Origin of the sequence: Amycolatopsis thermalba (assembly GCF_023376025.1) — a bacterium.
GTDB lineage: Bacteria > Actinomycetota > Actinomycetes > Mycobacteriales > Pseudonocardiaceae > Amycolatopsis_E > Amycolatopsis_E thermalba.
In genome coordinates this window covers 1,166,202-1,182,392 of record NZ_CP091196.1, presented here as the reverse complement: position 1 = coordinate 1,182,392, position 16,191 = coordinate 1,166,202, and the positions used below count along the sequence as shown (strand labels likewise).

The 16,191-nt window shown below is 68.1% G+C and carries 17 protein-coding genes; 3 read left to right on the top strand and 14 right to left on the bottom strand.

Translation table 11 applies throughout. From position 1 onward, the window contains the following. Positions 1-2: 2 nt before the first annotated feature. The 12 genes from rpsC to rpsL all read right to left on the bottom strand — a co-directional run bounded on the left by rpsC (position 3) and on the right by rpsL (position 9,107). Positions 3-848, bottom strand: a complete 846-nt coding sequence (rpsC, locus tag L1857_RS05805) for a 30S ribosomal protein S3 (protein WP_017986611.1) — start codon at positions 846-848, stop codon at positions 3-5. Next, on the bottom strand, positions 848-1,249 hold the full coding sequence (rplV, locus tag L1857_RS05800; protein ID WP_026153758.1) for a 50S ribosomal protein L22: 402 nt from the start codon (positions 1,247-1,249) through the stop codon (positions 848-850). Before rplV ends, rpsC begins: the two co-directional genes overlap by 1 nt. A 31-nt stretch (positions 1,250-1,280) precedes the next feature. Next, positions 1,281-1,562 carry a 30S ribosomal protein S19 gene (gene rpsS / locus L1857_RS05795; protein WP_017986609.1) on the bottom strand — a complete coding sequence of 94 codons (282 nt, stop codon included), beginning with the start codon at positions 1,560-1,562 and terminating at the stop codon, positions 1,281-1,283. An 18-nt stretch (positions 1,563-1,580) separates the two neighbouring features. After that, positions 1,581-2,414, bottom strand: coding sequence for a 50S ribosomal protein L2 (gene rplB, locus L1857_RS05790; RefSeq protein WP_094003901.1), 834 nt, complete (start codon positions 2,412-2,414; stop codon positions 1,581-1,583). Positions 2,415-2,429: 15 nt separating this feature from the next. Beyond that, positions 2,430-2,741, bottom strand: coding sequence for a 50S ribosomal protein L23 (gene rplW / locus L1857_RS05785; protein ID WP_017986607.1), 312 nt, complete (start codon positions 2,739-2,741; stop codon positions 2,430-2,432). Next, entirely contained in the window at positions 2,738-3,424 is a 687-nt protein-coding gene (rplD, locus tag L1857_RS05780) for a 50S ribosomal protein L4 (RefSeq protein ID WP_094003900.1), read from the bottom strand. The genes rplW and rplD overlap by 4 nt, the downstream gene beginning before the upstream one ends. Next, the gene (gene rplC / locus L1857_RS05775; protein WP_094003899.1) at positions 3,421-4,077 is read right to left on the bottom strand and encodes a 50S ribosomal protein L3; all 657 of its coding nucleotides are present in this window, start codon (positions 4,075-4,077) and stop codon (positions 3,421-3,423) included. Before rplC ends, rplD begins: the two co-directional genes overlap by 4 nt. A 31-nt stretch (positions 4,078-4,108) precedes the next feature. Continuing rightward, complete coding sequence (gene rpsJ / locus L1857_RS05770; protein WP_003883485.1) at positions 4,109-4,414, bottom strand: 30S ribosomal protein S10; 306 nt, start codon at positions 4,412-4,414, stop codon at positions 4,109-4,111. Between the two features lie 363 nt (positions 4,415-4,777). Then, positions 4,778-5,971, bottom strand: coding sequence for an elongation factor Tu (gene tuf, locus L1857_RS05765; protein WP_094003898.1), 1,194 nt, complete (start codon positions 5,969-5,971; stop codon positions 4,778-4,780). A 127-nt stretch (positions 5,972-6,098) separates the two neighbouring features. After that, the gene (gene fusA / locus L1857_RS05760; RefSeq protein ID WP_094003897.1) at positions 6,099-8,198 is read right to left on the bottom strand and encodes an elongation factor G; all 2,100 of its coding nucleotides are present in this window, start codon (positions 8,196-8,198) and stop codon (positions 6,099-6,101) included. Positions 8,199-8,262: 64 nt separating this feature from the next. After that, complete coding sequence (gene rpsG, locus L1857_RS05755) at positions 8,263-8,733, bottom strand: 30S ribosomal protein S7 (RefSeq protein WP_017986602.1); 471 nt, start codon at positions 8,731-8,733, stop codon at positions 8,263-8,265. Beyond that, complete coding sequence (gene rpsL, locus L1857_RS05750; RefSeq protein WP_003102113.1) at positions 8,733-9,107, bottom strand: 30S ribosomal protein S12; 375 nt, start codon at positions 9,105-9,107, stop codon at positions 8,733-8,735. Before rpsL ends, rpsG begins: the two co-directional genes overlap by 1 nt. 550 nt (positions 9,108-9,657) lie before the next feature. On the opposite strand from rpsL, the gene L1857_RS05745 reads away from it, so the two are divergent. The 3 genes from L1857_RS05745 to L1857_RS05735 are packed head-to-tail and all read left to right on the top strand — an operon-like array spanning position 9,658 to position 11,901. Beyond that, positions 9,658-10,239: a YbaB/EbfC family nucleoid-associated protein gene (locus tag L1857_RS05745; RefSeq protein WP_094003896.1), complete on the top strand. Its 582-nt coding sequence runs from the start codon at positions 9,658-9,660 to the stop codon at positions 10,237-10,239. After that, a complete protein-coding gene (locus L1857_RS05740; RefSeq protein ID WP_094003895.1) occupies positions 10,239-10,586 on the top strand; it encodes a WXG100 family type VII secretion target in 348 nt (115 codons plus the stop codon). Before L1857_RS05745 ends, L1857_RS05740 begins: the two co-directional genes overlap by 1 nt. A 1-nt stretch (position 10,587) precedes the next feature. Next, a complete protein-coding gene (locus tag L1857_RS05735) occupies positions 10,588-11,901 on the top strand; it encodes a WXG100 family type VII secretion target (protein ID WP_116110456.1) in 1,314 nt (437 codons plus the stop codon). A 57-nt stretch (positions 11,902-11,958) separates the two neighbouring features. On the opposite strand, the gene L1857_RS05730 is transcribed toward L1857_RS05735, so the two are convergent. Beyond that, a complete protein-coding gene (locus tag L1857_RS05730; protein WP_094003893.1) occupies positions 11,959-12,105 on the bottom strand; it encodes a hypothetical protein in 147 nt (48 codons plus the stop codon). Between the two features lie 119 nt (positions 12,106-12,224). Then, the gene (locus L1857_RS05725; protein WP_094003892.1) at positions 12,225-16,136 is read right to left on the bottom strand and encodes a DNA-directed RNA polymerase subunit beta'; all 3,912 of its coding nucleotides are present in this window, start codon (positions 16,134-16,136) and stop codon (positions 12,225-12,227) included. Positions 16,137-16,191 lie beyond the last annotated feature (55 nt).

Below are 16,191 nucleotides of genomic sequence, written 5' to 3'. Positions count from 1 at the left end.
CCTCAGCCCTCCGTCTTCTCGGCCGCGTCCGGCGAGCCCTGCGCGGGCGCCTCGCTGGTCGCGACATCCGTGTCGGCCTTCGCGGCGGCAGCGGCGCGGCCGGCTTCGGTCGAGGTCGGCGTCGTGCCCTGCGCGCCAGACCGGCGCGGGCGCGACGGACGCTCCCGGCGCGGACGCTCGTTGGCGGCCGCGGCGTCCCGCTCGGCCTTGGCCTTCAGGCCGCCGACCAGGTCGCCCTTGTAGATCCACACCTTCACGCCGATGCGGCCGAAGGTGGTGCGGGCCTCGAAGAAGCCGTAGTCGATGTCCGCGCGCAGCGTGTGCAGCGGGACCCGGCCGTCGCGGTAGTGCTCCGACCGCGACATCTCGGCACCGCCGAGACGGCCGCTGCACTGCACGCGGATGCCCTTGACCTGCGACGAGCGCATGGTCGTCTGGATCGCCTTGCGCATCGCGCGGCGGAACGCCACGCGGTTGGACAGCTGCTCGGCGACGCTCTGGGCGACCAGCTGCGCGTCCGCCTCGGGGTTCTTGACCTCGAGGATGTTCAGCTGGACCTGCTTGCCGGTCAGCTTCTCCAGCGAGCCGCGGATCCGGTCGGCCTCCGCGCCGCGGCGGCCGATCACGATGCCCGGACGCGCGGTGTGGATGTCCACCCGAACGCGGTCACGGGTGCGCTCGATCTCGACCTTGGAGATGCCGGCGCGCTCCATGCCGGTGGAGAGCAGCTTGCGGATCTTGACGTCCTCCGCCACGTACTCCGCGTACTGCTTGTCGGCGTACCAGCGCGACTTCCAGTCGGTGGTGATTCCCAGCCGGAAGCCGTGCGGGTTGATCTTCTGGCCCACTAGCGGCCACCTGCCTTCTTCTTACCGCTCTTCTTCGCTTCCGGACGCGACTCCACCTCGACCGTGATGTGGCTGGTCCGCTTCCGGATCCGGTACGCACGGCCCTGGGCACGCGGCTGGATGCGCTTGAGGGTCGGCCCCTCGTCGGCGTACGCGTTCTTCACGAACAGCGTGTCCGGGTCCAGGTTGAGGTTGTTCTCGGCGTTGGCCACGGCGCTCGCGAGCACCTTCGCCACCGGCTGGCTCGCCGCGTACGGCGAGAACCGGAGCACGGCGAGGGCTTCGGCGGCGCTAAGACCCTTGATCAGCTCGATCACCCGGCGCACCTTCGTCGGCGAGTCCCGGACGAAGCGAGCCCGCGCCACGGCCACCTGGGCCGGAGCGGTTTCTGGGGCTGTCATCGCTTGCTTTCCCTAACTCTCGTGTGCCCGCTCAGCGGCGGCGCGACTTCCGGTCATCCTTGACGTGACCCTTGAAGGTCCGCGTCGGAGCGAACTCGCCAAGCTTGTGGCCGACCATGGCCTCGCTGACGAACACCGGCACGTGCTTGCGGCCGTCGTGCACCGCGATGGTGTGGCCCAGCATGTCCGGGATGATCGTGGACCGGCGGGACCAGGTCTTGATCACGGTCTTCTTGCCCGACTCGTTGAGCGCGTCCACCTTCTTGAGCAGGTGGTCGTCCACGAACGGGCCCTTCTTCAGGCTGCGCGGCATGTTGTCTTACCTCCCTGCTCAGCGCTTCTTGCCGGTACGCCGGCGGCGGACGATCAGTGCGTCGGACGGCTTGCGGCGGCGGGTGCGGCCCTCCGGCTTGCCGTTCGGGTTGACCGGGTGGCGGCCACCCGAGGTCTTGCCCTCACCACCACCGTGCGGGTGGTCGACCGGGTTCATGACGACACCACGGACGGTCGGGCGCTTGCCGCGCCAGCGGTTGCGGCCCGCCTTGCCCCAGTTGATGTTCTGGTGCTCGGAGTTGCCGACCTCGCCGACGGTGGCGCGGTTGCGCACGTCCACGTTGCGGATTTCGCCCGAGGGCATCCGCAGCTGGGCGTACGGGCCGTCCTTGGCGACCAGCTGCACGCGGGCGCCGGCCGAGCGGGCGATCTTCGCGCCGCCACCGGGGCGGAGCTCGATCGCGTGCACCACGGTGCCGACCGGGATGTTGCGCAGCGGCAAGTTGTTGCCCGGCTTGATGTCGGCCCGCGGGCCGGCCTCGACGGTGTCACCCTGCTTGAGCTTGTCCGGCGCGATGATGTAGCGCTTCTCGCCGTCGGCGTAGTGCAGCAGCGCGATGCGGGCGGACCGGTTGGGGTCGTACTCGATGTGCGCGACCTTGGCCGGGATGCCGTCCTTGTCGTTGCGCCGGAAGTCGATGACCCGGTAGGCCCGCTTGTGGCCGCCACCCTTGTGCCGGGTGGTGATCTTGCCCGAGGAGTTGCGGCCGCCCGACTTGCTCAGCGGGCGCAGCAGCGACTTCTCCGGCTCCGACCGGGTGATCTCGGCGAAGTCCGACACGCTCGAGCCACGGCGGCCCGGAGTCGTCGGCTTGTACTTACGAATACCCATGACAGCTTCCGTCCCTTACGCGGCGGGTCCGCCGAAGATCTCGATCGGCTTGCTCTCGGCGGACAGCGTCACGACGGCGCGCTTGACGTTCTTGCGCTTACCGAAGCCGTAGCGGGTCCGCTTGCGCTTGCCCTGCCGGTTCAGCGTGTTCACGCTGACCACCTTGACGCCGAAGATCTGCTCGACGGCGATCTTGATCTGCGTCTTGTTGGCGTCCGGCCGGACCTCGAACGTGTACTTGTGGTCCTCGAGGAGCCCGTAGGACTTCTCGGAGATCACCGGCGCGAGCACGATGTCACGAGGGTCCGGGATGGCAACGCTGCTCACTGCGCTTCACTCCCTTCAACCTCGCTGGCCCGCGCGGAAGCCTTGGCCGCCTTGCCCTTGACGGGACCGGCGATGAAGGCGTCGTACGCGGCCTTGGTGAACACCACGTCGTCGTTGACCAGCACGTCGTAGGTGTTGAGCTGGTCCGGGTTGATCAGGTGCACGTTCGGCAGGTTGCGGGCGGACAGCCAGCCCTGCTCGTCCTCGCGGTGCAGCACGACCAGCAGGCGCTTGGCCTGGGTCACGGCGGCGAGGGCCTTCTTCGCCTCCTTGGTGTTGGGCTTCTCGCCCGACACCAGCTCGGTGATGACGTGCACCTGGCCGGCGCGCGCCCGGTCGGAGAGGGCACCGCGCAGGGCGGCGGCCTTCATCTTCTTCGGGGTGCGCTGGCTGTAGTCGCGCGGCGTGGGGCCGTGGACGGTGCCACCGCCGGCGAACTGCGGGGCGCGGGTCGAACCCTGGCGGGCGCGGCCGGTGCCCTTCTGGCGGTACGGCTTCTTGCCGCCACCGGAGACCTCGCCGCGGGTCTTCGTGTCGTGCGTGCCCTGGCGCGCGGCGGCCTGCTGGGCCACCACGACCTGGTGCATCAGCGGCACGTTGGCCTGCACGTCGAAGATCTCGGCGGGGAGCTCGACGGTGCCCTCGGCGCTGCCGGCCGGGGTCTTCAGCTCGACGCTGGTCATTCGGTCGCACCACCCTTCGCGGCGGTCTTGACGAAGACGAGGCTGCCCTTGGGGCCGGGGACGGCGCCCTTGATCAGCAGCAGGCCCTCTTCGGCGCGCACGTCGTGGACGGTCAGGCCCTGGGTCGTGACCCGGACGCCACCCATGCGGCCGGCCATCCGCAGGCCCTTGAACACGCGGCCCGGGGTGGCGCAGCCACCGATCGAGCCCGGGGCGCGGTGCTTGGCCTGGTTACCGTGGCTGGCGCCCTGGCCCTTGAAGCCGTGGCGCTTCATGACACCGGCGTAGCCCTTGCCCTTGCTGGTGCCCGTGACGTCGACGCGGGAGCCCGCGGGGAACACCTCGGCGGTGATCTCCTGGCCGACCTCGTAGGTCTCGGCGTCGGTCGTGCGCAGCTCGGCGAGGTACCGCCGCGGCGTCACGCCGGCCTTCTGGAAGTGGCCGGTCACCGGCTTGTTGACCTTGCGCGGGTCCACGGCGCCGAAGGCCAGCTGCACGGCCTGGTAGCCGTCGTTGTCCTGGGTACGGATCTGGGTCACCACGTTCGGCCCGGCCTGCACGACGGTCACCGGAACGATCCGGTTGTCCTCGCCGAAGACCTGGGTCATGCCGAGCTTGGTGCCCAGGATGCCCTTTACTTGCCTGTCAGACATGAGTCTCTTATCTCCGCCGCTCGCCCAACGCTTACTGGATGTTGACGTCGACGCTCGCCGGGAGGTCGATGCGCATGAGCGCGTCGACCGTCTTCGGCGTCGGGTCGAGGATGTCGATCAGCCGCTTGTGCGTGCGCATCTCGAAGTGCTCGCGCGAGTCCTTGTACTTGTGCGGCGAGCGGATGACGCAGTAAACGTTCTTCTCGGTGGGCAGCGGCACAGGTCCGACGACCGAGGCGCCGGTGCGCGTCACCGTCTCGACGATCTTGCGCGCGCTGGCATCGATCGCCTCGTGGTCGTAGGCCTTGAGCCTGATGCGGATCTTCTGTCCCGCCATGGTCGCAGCTCGTTCCTTCGTCTTGTGCCGCTATCTCTACCGGCACTTTCGCGCCGGTTTCCGCACGTCAACGCCCTCGCGTCCGATCCACGCGGTCGGGCGTGTCGCGCCCGCTGCGCAGACTGATCCCGCAAGAGGATCGTCGTCGTGCCGGTTGGTCTTCACCGCGAGACGGCCGTGCCGGCCATCTGTCGCGCCCGCGGTCTCCCCCTGGGATACCCACGGACCAAGGCCACTCGTGCCGGGGCGGCCGATTTCTGAACAGATATCGGCCGCCCCGCAACGAGCAACTCAACTAGTGTCGCACACGTGGTTCCACAACCCGGCCCCGGGGTGCTATAGGCACTCCGGGGCCGGATGGAATCACTTGATGATCTTGGTGACCTGGCCCGCGCCGACGGTCCGGCCACCCTCGCGGATGGCGAACCGCAGACCCTCGTCCATGGCGACCGGCTGGATGAGCTGCACCTTGATCTCGGTGTTGTCACCCGGCATGACCATCTCGGTGCCCTCGGGGAGGGTCACGACGCCGGTCACGTCGGTCGTACGGAAGTAGAACTGCGGGCGGTAGTTGTTGAAGAACGGCGTGTGACGGCCACCCTCGTCCTTGGACAGGATGTAGACCGAGCCCTCGAACTCCGTGTGCGGAGTCGTGGTGCCGGGCTTCACGACGACCTGGCCACGCTCGACGTCCTCGCGCTTGATACCACGCAGCAGCAGACCGACGTTGTCACCGGCCTGGCCCGAGTCGAGCAGCTTGCGGAACATCTCGACACCGGTGACGGTGGTCTTGGTCGACTTCTCGCGGATACCCACGATCTCGACCTCTTCGTTGACGTTGATCTGGCCGCGCTCCACGCGACCGGTCACGACGGTGCCGCGGCCGGTGATGGTGAAGACGTCCTCGATCGGCATCAGGAACGGCTTGTCGAGGTCACGCACCGGGTCCGGCACGTTGTCGTCGACGGCCTGCATGAGCTCCAGGACCGACTCCGACCACTTCGGGTCACCCTCGAGGGCCTTGAGGCCGGAGACCTTGACCACGGGGGCGTCGTCGCCGGGGAACTCCTGCGAGGACAGCAGCTCGCGGACCTCCAGCTCGACGAGCTCGAGGATCTCCTCGTCGTCGACCATGTCGGCCTTGTTCAGCGCCACGACGATGTAGGGCACACCGACCTGGCGGGCGAGCAGCACGTGCTCACGCGTCTGCGGCATCGGGCCGTCGGTCGCGGCGACCACCAGGATCGCGCCGTCCATCTGGGCGGCACCGGTGATCATGTTCTTGATGTAGTCCGCGTGACCGGGGGCGTCCACGTGGGCGTAGTGACGCTTCTCGGTCTGGTACTCGACGTGCGAGATGTTGATCGTGATACCGCGCTGCTTCTCTTCCGGCGCGTTGTCGATCTGGTCGAACGCCCGGGACTCGTTGAGCTCCGGGTACTTGTCGTGCAGAACCTTGGTGATCGCCGCGGTCAGCGTGGTCTTGCCGTGGTCGACGTGACCGATGGTCCCGATGTTGACGTGCGGCTTGCTCCGCTCGAACTTCGCCTTCGCCACTGGAATGTCCTCCTGGACTCTTGCTTTGCTTCACCGCCGGCGTGGCAGCCGAACGGCGATCGATCTGGTCGGTTGTGCGGACCCTAGGGGAGGCCCCTGTGCGCGCCCGCGTTGGGTGCTGAGGGGTTTACTCCCCCGTCGCCTTCGCGATGATCTCCTTCGCGACGTTCGAGGGAACCTCGGCGTAGGAGTCGAACGTCATCGAGTAGTTCGCCCGACCCTGGGTACGAGACCGCAGGTCGCCGACGTACCCGAACATCTCGGACAGCGGAACCAGTGCCTTCACGACTCGGGTGCCTGCCCGCTCGTCCATGGCCTGGATCTGACCACGGCGAGAGTTGAGGTCGCCGATGACGTCACCCATGTAGTCCTCGGGGGTGGTCACCTCGACGGCCATGACCGGCTCCAGCAGAACCGGGCTGGCCTGGCGCGCGGCCTCCTTGAGCGCCATCGAACCGGCGATCTTGAAGGCCATTTCCGACGAGTCGACCTCGTGGTAAGCGCCGTCCAACAGGGTCACCTTCAGCCCGACCAGCGGGTAACCGGCGAGGACACCGTACTGCATGGCGTCCTGGGCACCGGCGTCCACCGACGGGATGTACTCGCGCGGCACGCGGCCACCGGTGACCTTGTTGTCGAACTCGTAGAGGGCGCCGTCACCGGTGGACAGCGGCTCCAGCTTGATGATCACGCGCGCGAACTGGCCGGAACCACCGGTCTGCTTCTTGTGCGTGTACTCGTACTTCTCGACCGTGCGGCGGATCGTCTCGCGGTAGGCGACCTGCGGCTTACCGATGTTCGCCTCGACCTTGTAGTCGGACTTCATGCGGTTGACCAGCACCTCGAGGTGCAGCTCGCCCATGCCCGCGATGATCGTCTGACCGGTCTCCTCGTCCAGCTGGACCTGGAAGGTGGGGTCCTCCTCGGCCAGCTTCTGGATCGCGGTCGACAGCTTCTCCTGGTCGGCCTTCGTCTTGGGCTCGATGGCCACCTTGATGACCGGCTCGGGGAAGGTCATCGACTCCAGAACGATCGGGTTCTGCGGGTCGCACAGGGTGTCACCGGTCGTGGTGTCCTTCAGGCCGATGACCGCGTAGATGTGGCCGGCCTGGGCCTCGTCGACCGGGTTCTCCTTGTTGGAGTGCATCTGGAAGAGCTTCCCGATGCGCTCCTTGCGCTCCTTGGTCGAGTTGATGACCTGGGCGCCGGCGGCGACCTTGCCCGAGTACACCCGGACGTAGGTCAGCTTGCCGAAGAACGGGTGCGCGGCGATCTTGAACGCCAGTGCCGCGAACGGCTCGTCAACCGACGGCTTCCGGGACGCCGCCGTCTCACCGTCGGTGAGGGTGCCCTCGACGGCGGGGACGTCCAGCGGCGACGGCAGGTAGTCGATCACCGCGTCGAGCATGGGCTGCACGCCCTTGTTCTTGAACGCGGAGCCGCACAGCACCGGGTACGCCTCGCGGGCGACCGTCAGCTTGCGGATGCCGGCCTTGATGTCGGCCTCGGACAGCTCCTCGCCGCCGAAGTACTTCTCCATCAGGGCGTCGTCGGTCTCCGCGACGGCCTCGATCAGCTTGTCGCGGTACTCGGCGGCCTTGTCGGCGAGGTCGGCCGGGATGTCCTCGACCTCGTAGTCCTCGCCCTTCTTGACCTCGCCCCGCCAGGTCAGCGCCTTCATGCGGACCAGGTCGATGACGCCCTGGAAGTCGCTCTCGGCACCGATCGGCAGCTGGATGACCAGCGGGCGCGCGCCGAGGCGCTCCTCGATGGTGCGCACGGTGAAGTAGAAGTCCGCGCCCAGCTTGTCCATCTTGTTGACGAAGCAGATGCGCGGGACCTCGTACTTGTCGGCCTGGCGCCAGACCTGCTCGGACTGGGGCTCGACACCCTCCTTGCCGTCGAACACGGCAACGGCACCGTCGAGCACCCGCAGCGAACGCTCCACCTCGACGGTGAAGTCGACGTGGCCGGGGGTGTCGATGATGTTGATCTGGTGGTCGGCCCAGAAGGTGGTGGTGGCAGCCGAGGTGATGGTGATACCCCGCTTCTGCTCCTCCTCCATCCAGTCCATCGTCGCGGCGCCGTCGTGCACCTCGCCGATCTTGTAGTTGATCCCGGTGTAGAACAGGATCCGCTCGGTGGTGGTGGTCTTACCGGCGTCGATGTGAGCCATGATGCCGATGTTGCGGACCTTGTTCAGGTCGGTCAGCACGTCGCGTGCCACTGCACTGTTCCCCTGTCTCGAAGCGTGGGGCCCGGCCTGGCTTGTCTCGGCAGCCGGGCTACGTTCACCACCGGTAGTGGGCGAACGCCTTGTTGGACTCGGCCATCTTGTGGGTGTCCTCGCGGCGCTTCACGCTGGCCCCGAGGCCGTTGCTCGCATCGAGCAGCTCGTTCTGCAGACGCTCGATCATGGTCTTCTCGCGGCGGGCGCGGGAGAAGCTGACGATCCACCGCAGCGCAAGGGTCGTCGAGCGGCCCGGCTTGACCTCGATCGGCACCTGGTAGGTGGCACCACCGACCCGGCGGCTCTTCACCTCGATGCTCGGCTTCACGTTGTCCAGCGCACGCTTGAGCGTGACGACGGGATCCGTGCCGGTCTTCTCCCGGGCACCTTCCAGGGCGCCGTAGACGATGCGCTCGGCCAGCGAGCGCTTGCCGTCGGTCAGCACCTTGTTGATCAGCTGGGTGACCAGCGGGGAGCCGTAAACCGGGTCGGAGATCAGCGGCCGCTTCGGGGCCGGACCCTTGCGGGGCATTAGCTCTTCTCCTTCTTCGCGCCGTACCGGCTGCGCGCCTGCTTGCGGTTCTTCACACCCTGGGTGTCGAGCGAACCGCGGATGATCTTGTAGCGAACGCCGGGCAGGTCCTTCACACGACCACCGCGCACGAGCACCATCGAGTGCTCCTGCAGGTTGTGGCCCTCGCCCGGGATGTAGGCGGTGACCTCGATGCCGCTGGTCAGCTTGACACGCGCGACCTTGCGCAGCGCCGAGTTCGGCTTCTTGGGCGTCGTGGTGTACACGCGAGTGCACACGCCACGCCGCTGCGGACTCCCCTTGAGGGCCGCGGTCTTCTGCTTGGCAGCCTTGTCCTGGCGGCCCTTGCGGACCAGCTGCTGGATCGTGGGCAATGGACCAGCCTTCTGTCGCGTCTTGCTTGTTCCGTCTTGGTCTCCCCGGCCCCCGAGGTCGGGCGTGTCGGCCCGCGTCTGGGTCTGTCGACCGCTAACGTTCCCTCGGATTTCCGTGGAGCTCCGCTTCGCCGCGGCCGTCGCCACGATGCCGGAGCATCCCCGCTTGGCCGAAAAGCACGCAGAGCGGCCCGACGCATGCCGGGCACAGTCGTCAAAGATACCCGCCCTTGCGGCAGGCGGTGGCATCGGGGGTCCCTAACGGGCTCACACCCCGGCTCCGGCGAGAAGGTGGTGTGGCGAGTCTAGCGGAAAGACGGCCGCGCAGGAGGCGTTCGGCCAACTCCCGGGACCCCGTCGGCCGACGCGTTCGAGCAGGTCGGCGGGCATCTTCGGCGTGAGTTTCAACGCCGGAAATGGCGGCGGAATTCCCGCGTGGCGAAAAGTGATCAATCGAATCGGTGAGTTGCCCGGAAGCGTGCCCGCGGCACACACGTGTGGTGCATGATCCGATACCGAAGGTGCGTAATTCACCACGGGGAGGGACCGCATGGCGTACGGCGGCCATGGCGATCTGGTCGAGCAGCTGCAGCAGAAGCTGGACCAGGTCGAGCAGCACAAGCGGAACGGGGAGCAGCGGATGGCCGCGCTCACCCGGATGAAGGAACAGATTGGTGAGCTGTCGGTCACCGTCTCCTCCCCCGACCGGACCGTGACGGTCGTGGCGGGGCCCGGTGGCGGGGTGCAGTCGGTCCGGGTCAGCGAGGACGCGCTCGGGGGAAGCGCGATCCAGCTGTCCTCGACGATCACCAGCACGATCCGCGAGGCGGTCGCCGCGGCGGCGCGGCAGCAGGCCGCGATCGTCCAGGACGCCCTCGGCGAGCAGAGCAACGTGCTGGAGTCGGTGCTGGAGACCCAGGCCGAGGCGTTCGGCATGAGCGTGGCGGACCTCAAGGCGAAGCTGGCCGACGAACGGCCGGCCGCCGCGCCGCGGCCGATCGACCAGGGCGCGGACTTCGCCGAGGAGGACTTCCTCGAGGAGCGGCCGGCGGAACGCCCGGCTCGTCCCGCTCCGCCGCCCCGGCGCGAACCGGCCGACGACGACTACATCGACCCGTTCGGGAACGCCTGATGGCCGGCGGGTTCCAGGTCGACGTCGAAGCCCTGCGCACCACCGCGGCGCGGGCGAGCGACCTGACGGGGAAGGTCTCGGAGCTGCAGCAGGCGACCTACGAGGCGGACGTGCCCGTGGTCTCGTGGGGACTGCTCGGAGCCGGCACCGCGTTCCCGGTGTACCGCGAAATGCTCGGCAAGCTGAAGGACCACCTGAACGAGATGTCCGCGGGCTACCAGTCGATCGGCGTGAAGCTGACCAGCGCCGCCGACGCGTACAGCTCGATGGACGACGAGGTGGTCCGCGCGTTCGGCGACGTCGCCGAGCTGCTCGACGAGACCGACGCGGGAACGGAGGCGATCTGACGTGCCCACGGATGCGGAGGCGCTGGCCGAGAACTTCGGCTCGGGCTACGACGCCGAGGAGGTCCAGGAGAAGCTCGACGACACCGCTCCGGTCAAGCTCTACTCCGGCGCCGATGACACCCTCGACGCGGGCTTCCAGCTCGGCGAGGACCTGGCGAAGGGTGACCTCGAAGCCCTCGTCGCGGACGGCACGGAGGCCTTCTCGACGGCCAGCTCGTTCGTCAACGAAGCCGCGAGCACCATCGGCGACATCGTGTCGGACCCGCTCGGCTGGCTGATCTCGAACGGGGTCGGTTTCCTGGTCAGCTGGATCAAACCGCTGGAGGACGCGCTCGAACTCGTCACCGGCGACCCGGACGCCCTGGAGGACGGCGCGAAGGCGTTCAACCAGCTCGGGGAGCAGATCGAGGCGCTGAAGCAGGAGACCGAGGAACTCCTGGCGAGCGGGCTCGCCAACTGGCAGGGCGACGGCGCCGAAGCCGCGGCGAAGCGGCTCAGCGAGTTCCGCGACGGGCTCTCCGGCACCGCCGGCGCGACGACCGAGCTGGCGACGCTGCTCGCGGTCAGCTCCGCGGTGATGAGCATCGCGAAGGACCTCGTGCTGAGCATCATCAGCGACTTCGTCGAGTGGCTGATCGTCACCTGGCTGGCCGCGCTCGCCGCCACGGTGGTCACGCTGGGCGGCTCGGAGGCCGCGGCGGCGGCCGCCACCGGGGTCCGGGCCGCGACCGAGACGTCCAAGGTCAGCCGCTGGATGCAGAAGCTGACCACCGTCATCGACAAGATCAAGAGCCTGATCGACAAGATCAAGGCGTTCCTGGAGAAGATCCCGGGGTTCAAGAAGCTCGCGGACGCCGTCGGCAATGCCGGGGACAGCCTCAGCCCGGAGAAGGTCACCGACAAGGTCGCGCAGCAGCTCACCGATGGCGTGCTGAAGGAGAACCTCGGCAAGGAGGCCGCGGACGGCATCCTCGACCGGGCCAAGCAGGCAGGCAGGGACGCGATCGAGAACGGCGAGACACCCAACCTGACGCGGGACCTGCGCGGGGCGATCAGCGACACGATCGGCGAGCAGGCCGGCGGGAAGCTCAAGGAGTTCGCCGGCGAGGCCGTGAAGGACCAGGTCATCTCGATGCAGGAACGCCCCGGCAGCGAGGAGGTGCCGGGCAGCGAGCGCAAGATCCCGGACGTCCCCGGCACGATCGACAAGGCCCAGCAGACGTTCGACGATTTCACCGAGAAGGCCGGGCAGGCCGAGGACCACGGCGACACCGGCATGTCCGACGCCGAGATCAGCGGCAAGCTCGACTTCTGACCCCCACGAAACGGGGCCCCAGGCGCGCGCCTGGGGCCCCGTTCCACGTCGGGACGGCTACTCGTCCTCGTCGGGCTTCGCGTGGTCCGGCCTGCCCGGGTTGGGGTCCCTCGACAGGTCGATCGCCGGGTGGGTGGGTGCGCCCTCGGGCGCGGCGTGCCGTCCCCTCGACGGCGCCTCCTCCGGGGCCTGCTCTGCGTTCACAACGCCCTCCTCGTGTCGCTCGTGTGAACTCGGGCCTCACGCTACCTCCGCGCCCCTGCCCGGACACGACGAAGCCCCCGGCTCCGAAACCGGAGCCGGGGGCTTCACACAACTACCGATCAGCGGAAGTCGCGACCGAAGTCGTAGTCGTCCAGCGGAACCGCGGCGCCGGTGCCGGTGCCGAACACGTCCGGGGTGTAGTAGCCGTCGTCGTAGGACGGGATGGCGTACGCCGCCACCCGGGCCTCCTCCGTCGGCTGCACCTGGATGTTGCGGTACCGGTTGATGCCCGTGCCCGCCGGGATCAGCTTACCGATGATCACGTTCTCCTTGAGGCCCACGAGCTTGTCGCTGCGGCCGTTGATCGCCGCGTCGGTCAGGACACGCGTGGTCTCCTGGAACGACGCCGCCGACAGCCACGAGTCCGTGGTCAGCGAGGCCTTCGTGATACCCATCAGCACCGGGCGGCCCGAGGCCGGCTCGCCGCCCTCGGCCACGACCGACCGGTTCGTGCTCTCGAACTTGGTCCGCTCGGGCAGCTCGCCCGGCAGGAAGTCCGTCGAACCGGAGTCGATGATCGTCACCCGGCGCAGCATCTGCCGGACGATGACCTCGATGTGCTTGTCGTGGATCGACACACCCTGGGCCCGGTACACCTTCTGGACCTCTTCCACGAGGTGCATCTGCGCCTCGCGCGGGCCCATGACACGCAGCACCTCGTGCGGGTCCGGCGTGCCCTCGAGCAGCAGCTGGCCGACGTGCACGTGGTCGCCGTCCTGCAGCGGCCCGTTCGGCGTGTTGGCCAGGCGCTGACGCTTCGACAGCTTGTCGAAGACGATCTCCTCGCCACCGTCGTCCGGGATGAGCGTGATCTTCCAGAACCGCTCGCTCTCCTCGATGCGCACGCGGCCATCGACGTCGGCGATCGGCGCCTTGCCCTTCGGCACCCGGGCCTCGAACAGCTCGGTGACACGGGGCAGACCCGTGGTGATGTCGTCACCGGCGACACCACCCTGGTGGAAGGTACGCATCGTCAGCTGGGTACCCGGCTCACCGATCGACTGGGCGGCGACGATACCGACGGCCTCACCCACGTCGACGAGCTTGCCGGTCGCCATCGAGCGGCCGTAGCACATGGCACAGACACCGACGGCCGACTCGCAGGTCAGCACCGAGCGGACCTTGACCTTGGTGACACCGAAGGCGATCAGCTTGTCCATCGCCGGGTCGGACAGGTCGTCGCCGGCGTTGAGCACGACGTTGCCCTGGTCGTCGGTGACGTCCTGGGCGAGCGTCCGGGCGTACACGCTGGTCTCCACGTGCGCGCCGCGCAGCACGGTGCCGTCCGGCTGCTTCTCGCCGATCGGCCGGGTCACGCCGCGGGTGGTACCGCAGTCGGTCTCCCGGACGATGACGTCCTGCGACACGTCCACCAGACGACGGGTCAGGTAACCCGAGTCGGCGGTCCGCAGCGCGGTGTCGGCCAGACCCTTCCGCGCACCGTGGGTGGCGATGAAGTACTCCGCCACCGACAGGCCCTCGCGGAAGTTCGACTTGATCGGGCGCGGGATGTACTCACCCTTCGGGTTCGACACCAGACCACGCATACCGGCCAGCGACCGGACCTGGGTCATGTTGCCCGCCGCCCCGGACTTCACGATCATCGAGATCGGGTTGTCCTCGGGGAAGGCGTCCTCCATGATCTCCGCGACCTCGTCGGTGGCCTGGGTCCACACCTTGACGAGCTCGTTGTTGCGCTCGGCGTGCGAGAGCTGACCACGCTGGTACCGCTTCTCCACCTGCGCGGCCTTGGCCTCGTACCGGTCGAGGATCTCCTTCTTCTCCGGCGGCACGATGACGTCGAACATCGACACCGTGACACCCGAGCGGGTGGCCCAGTAGAAGCCGGCGTCCTTGAGCCGGTCCAGGACCTGCGCGACCTGCGTCATCGAGTAGCGCTCGGCGAGGTCGTTCACGATCGCCGCCTGGCGCTTCTTCGGCAGCGGCTCGTTGATGTACGGGTAGTCCGCCGGCAGCAGGTCGTTGAACAGCACCCGGCCCAGGGTGGTCTCGGCCAGCCACGGCTGACCGGGCTCCCAGCCCTTCTCGGTGAGCTCGGCGACCTGGGTCCGGTTCGGCTGACGGTCCTTGATCCGGATCTTGATCGGCGCGTGCAGGCCCAGCGTCTTGCGGTCGAAGGCCATGATGGCCTCGGCCGGGGAGCTGAACGCCTGGCCGGCGCCGACCGCGTTCTCGTCGAGGCGGGTCAGGTGGAACAGACCGGTGACCATGTCCAGACGCGGCATGGCCAGCGGGCGGCCCGACGCCGGCGAGAGGATGTTGTTCGCCGACAGCATCAGGATCCGGGCCTCGGCCTGCGCCTCGGCCGACAGCGGCAGGTGCACCGCCATCTGGTCACCGTCGAAGTCCGCGTTGAACGCCTCGCAGACCAGCGGGTGCAGCTGGATGGCCTTGCCCTCGACCAGCTGCGGCTCGAAGGCCTGGATGCCCAGCCGGTGCAGGGTCGGCGCGCGGTTGAGGAGCACCGGGTGCCCGGTGATGACCTCTTCCAGCACGTCCCACACCTGCGGGCGGGCCCGCTCCACCATCCGCTTCGCGGACTTGATGTTCTGCGCGTGGTTCAGGTCGACCAGCCGCTTCATGACGAACGGCTTGAACAGCTCCAGCGCCATGTCCTTGGGCAGACCGCACTGGTGCAGCTTCAGCTGCGGACCGACGATGATGACCGAACGGCCCGAGTAGTCGACGCGCTTGCCGAGCAGGTTCTGGCGGAACCGGCCCTGCTTGCCCTTGAGCAGGTCGGACAGCGACTTCAGCGGCCGGTTGCCCGGGCCGGTGACCGGACGGCCGCGGCGGCCGTTGTCGAACAGCGCGTCGACGGCCTCCTGCAGCATCCGCTTCTCGTTGTTGACGATGATCTCGGGCGCGCCGAGGTCGATCAGCCGCTTGAGGCGGTTGTTCCGGTTGATCACCCGGCGGTACAGGTCGTTGAGGTCCGAGGTGGCGAAGCGGCCACCGTCGAGCTGCACCATCGGGCGCAGGTCCGGCGGGATCACCGGGACCGCGTCGAGGACCATGCCGCGCGGGTCGTTGCCGGTGGCCTGGAAGGCCGCGACGACCTTGAGCCGCTTCAGCGCGCGGAGCTTCTTCTGCCCCTTGCCGTTGCGGATGGTGTCGCGCAGCTTCTCGGCCTCGGCGTTGACGTCGAACTCGGTGGCCAGCTTCTGGATGGCCTCCGCGCCCATGCCGCCGGTGAAGTACTCGCCGTAGCGGTCGTACAGCTCGCGGTACAGGGTCTCGTCGGCGATCAGCTGACGCGGCTCGAGCTTGGTGAAGGTGGTCCAGATCTCCTCGAGCCGGTCCAGCTCGCGCTGGGCCCGGTCGCGGAGCTGCTTCATCTCGCGCTCGCCGCCCTCCTTGACCTTGCGGCGCACGTCGGACTTCGCACCTTCGGCCTCGAGCTGGGCGAGGTCGGCCTCGAGCTTCTGCGCGCGCGCCTCGATGTCGGCGTCGCGCTTGGCCTCGATGTTCTTCCGCTCGACGCTGATCTCGTTCTCCAGCGTCGGCAGGTCGTTGTGCCGCAGCTCGGTGTTCACGCCGGTGATCACGTAGGCCGCGAAGTAGATGATCTTCTCGAGGTCCTTCGGCGCCAGGTCGAGCAGGTAGCCCAGGCGGGAGGGAACACCCTTGAAGTACCAGATGTGCGTGACCGGCGCGGCCAGCTCGATGTGGCCCATCCGCTCACGGCGCACCTTGGCGCGAGTCACCTCGACACCACAGCGCTCGCAGATGATGCCCTTGAAGCGGACCCGCTTGTACTTGCCGCAGTAGCACTCCCAGTCCCGGGTGGGGCCGAAGATCTTCTCGCAGAAGAGCCCGTCCTTCTCCGGCTTCAGGGTGCGGTAGTTGATGGTCTCCGGCTTCTTGACCTCGCCGAAGGACCACTGACGGATGTCGTCGGCGGTCGCCAGGCCGATCCGGAGCTCATCGAAGAAGTTGACGTCCAGCACGTCGTTGCATCCCCTTTGGGGTTGATTCGGCTAGAGGAGTCGGCTACCGGGAGCG

What these genes read in the sequence shown, in the direction of transcription:
- rplV (WP_026153758.1), bottom strand. Translation starts at nt 1,249, where the DNA reads ATGACAGCCCCAGAAACCGCTCCGGCCCAGGTGGCCGTGGCGCGGGCT.
- rpsS (WP_017986609.1), bottom strand. Translation starts at nt 1,562, where the DNA reads ATGCCGCGCAGCCTGAAGAAGGGCCCGTTCGTGGACGACCACCTGCTC.
- rplB (WP_094003901.1), bottom strand. Translation starts at nt 2,414, where the DNA reads ATGGGTATTCGTAAGTACAAGCCGACGACTCCGGGCCGCCGTGGCTCG.
- rplD (WP_094003900.1), bottom strand. Translation starts at nt 3,424, where the DNA reads ATGACCAGCGTCGAGCTGAAGACCCCGGCCGGCAGCGCCGAGGGCACC.
- rplC (WP_094003899.1), bottom strand. Translation starts at nt 4,077, where the DNA reads ATGTCTGACAGGCAAGTAAAGGGCATCCTGGGCACCAAGCTCGGCATG.
- rpsJ (WP_003883485.1), bottom strand. Translation starts at nt 4,414, where the DNA reads ATGGCGGGACAGAAGATCCGCATCAGGCTCAAGGCCTACGACCACGAG.
- rpsG (WP_017986602.1), bottom strand. Translation starts at nt 8,733, where the DNA reads ATGCCCCGCAAGGGTCCGGCCCCGAAGCGGCCGCTGATCTCCGACCCG.
- L1857_RS05745 (WP_094003896.1), top strand. Translation starts at nt 9,658, where the DNA reads ATGGCGTACGGCGGCCATGGCGATCTGGTCGAGCAGCTGCAGCAGAAG.
- L1857_RS05740 (WP_094003895.1), top strand. Translation starts at nt 10,239, where the DNA reads ATGGCCGGCGGGTTCCAGGTCGACGTCGAAGCCCTGCGCACCACCGCG.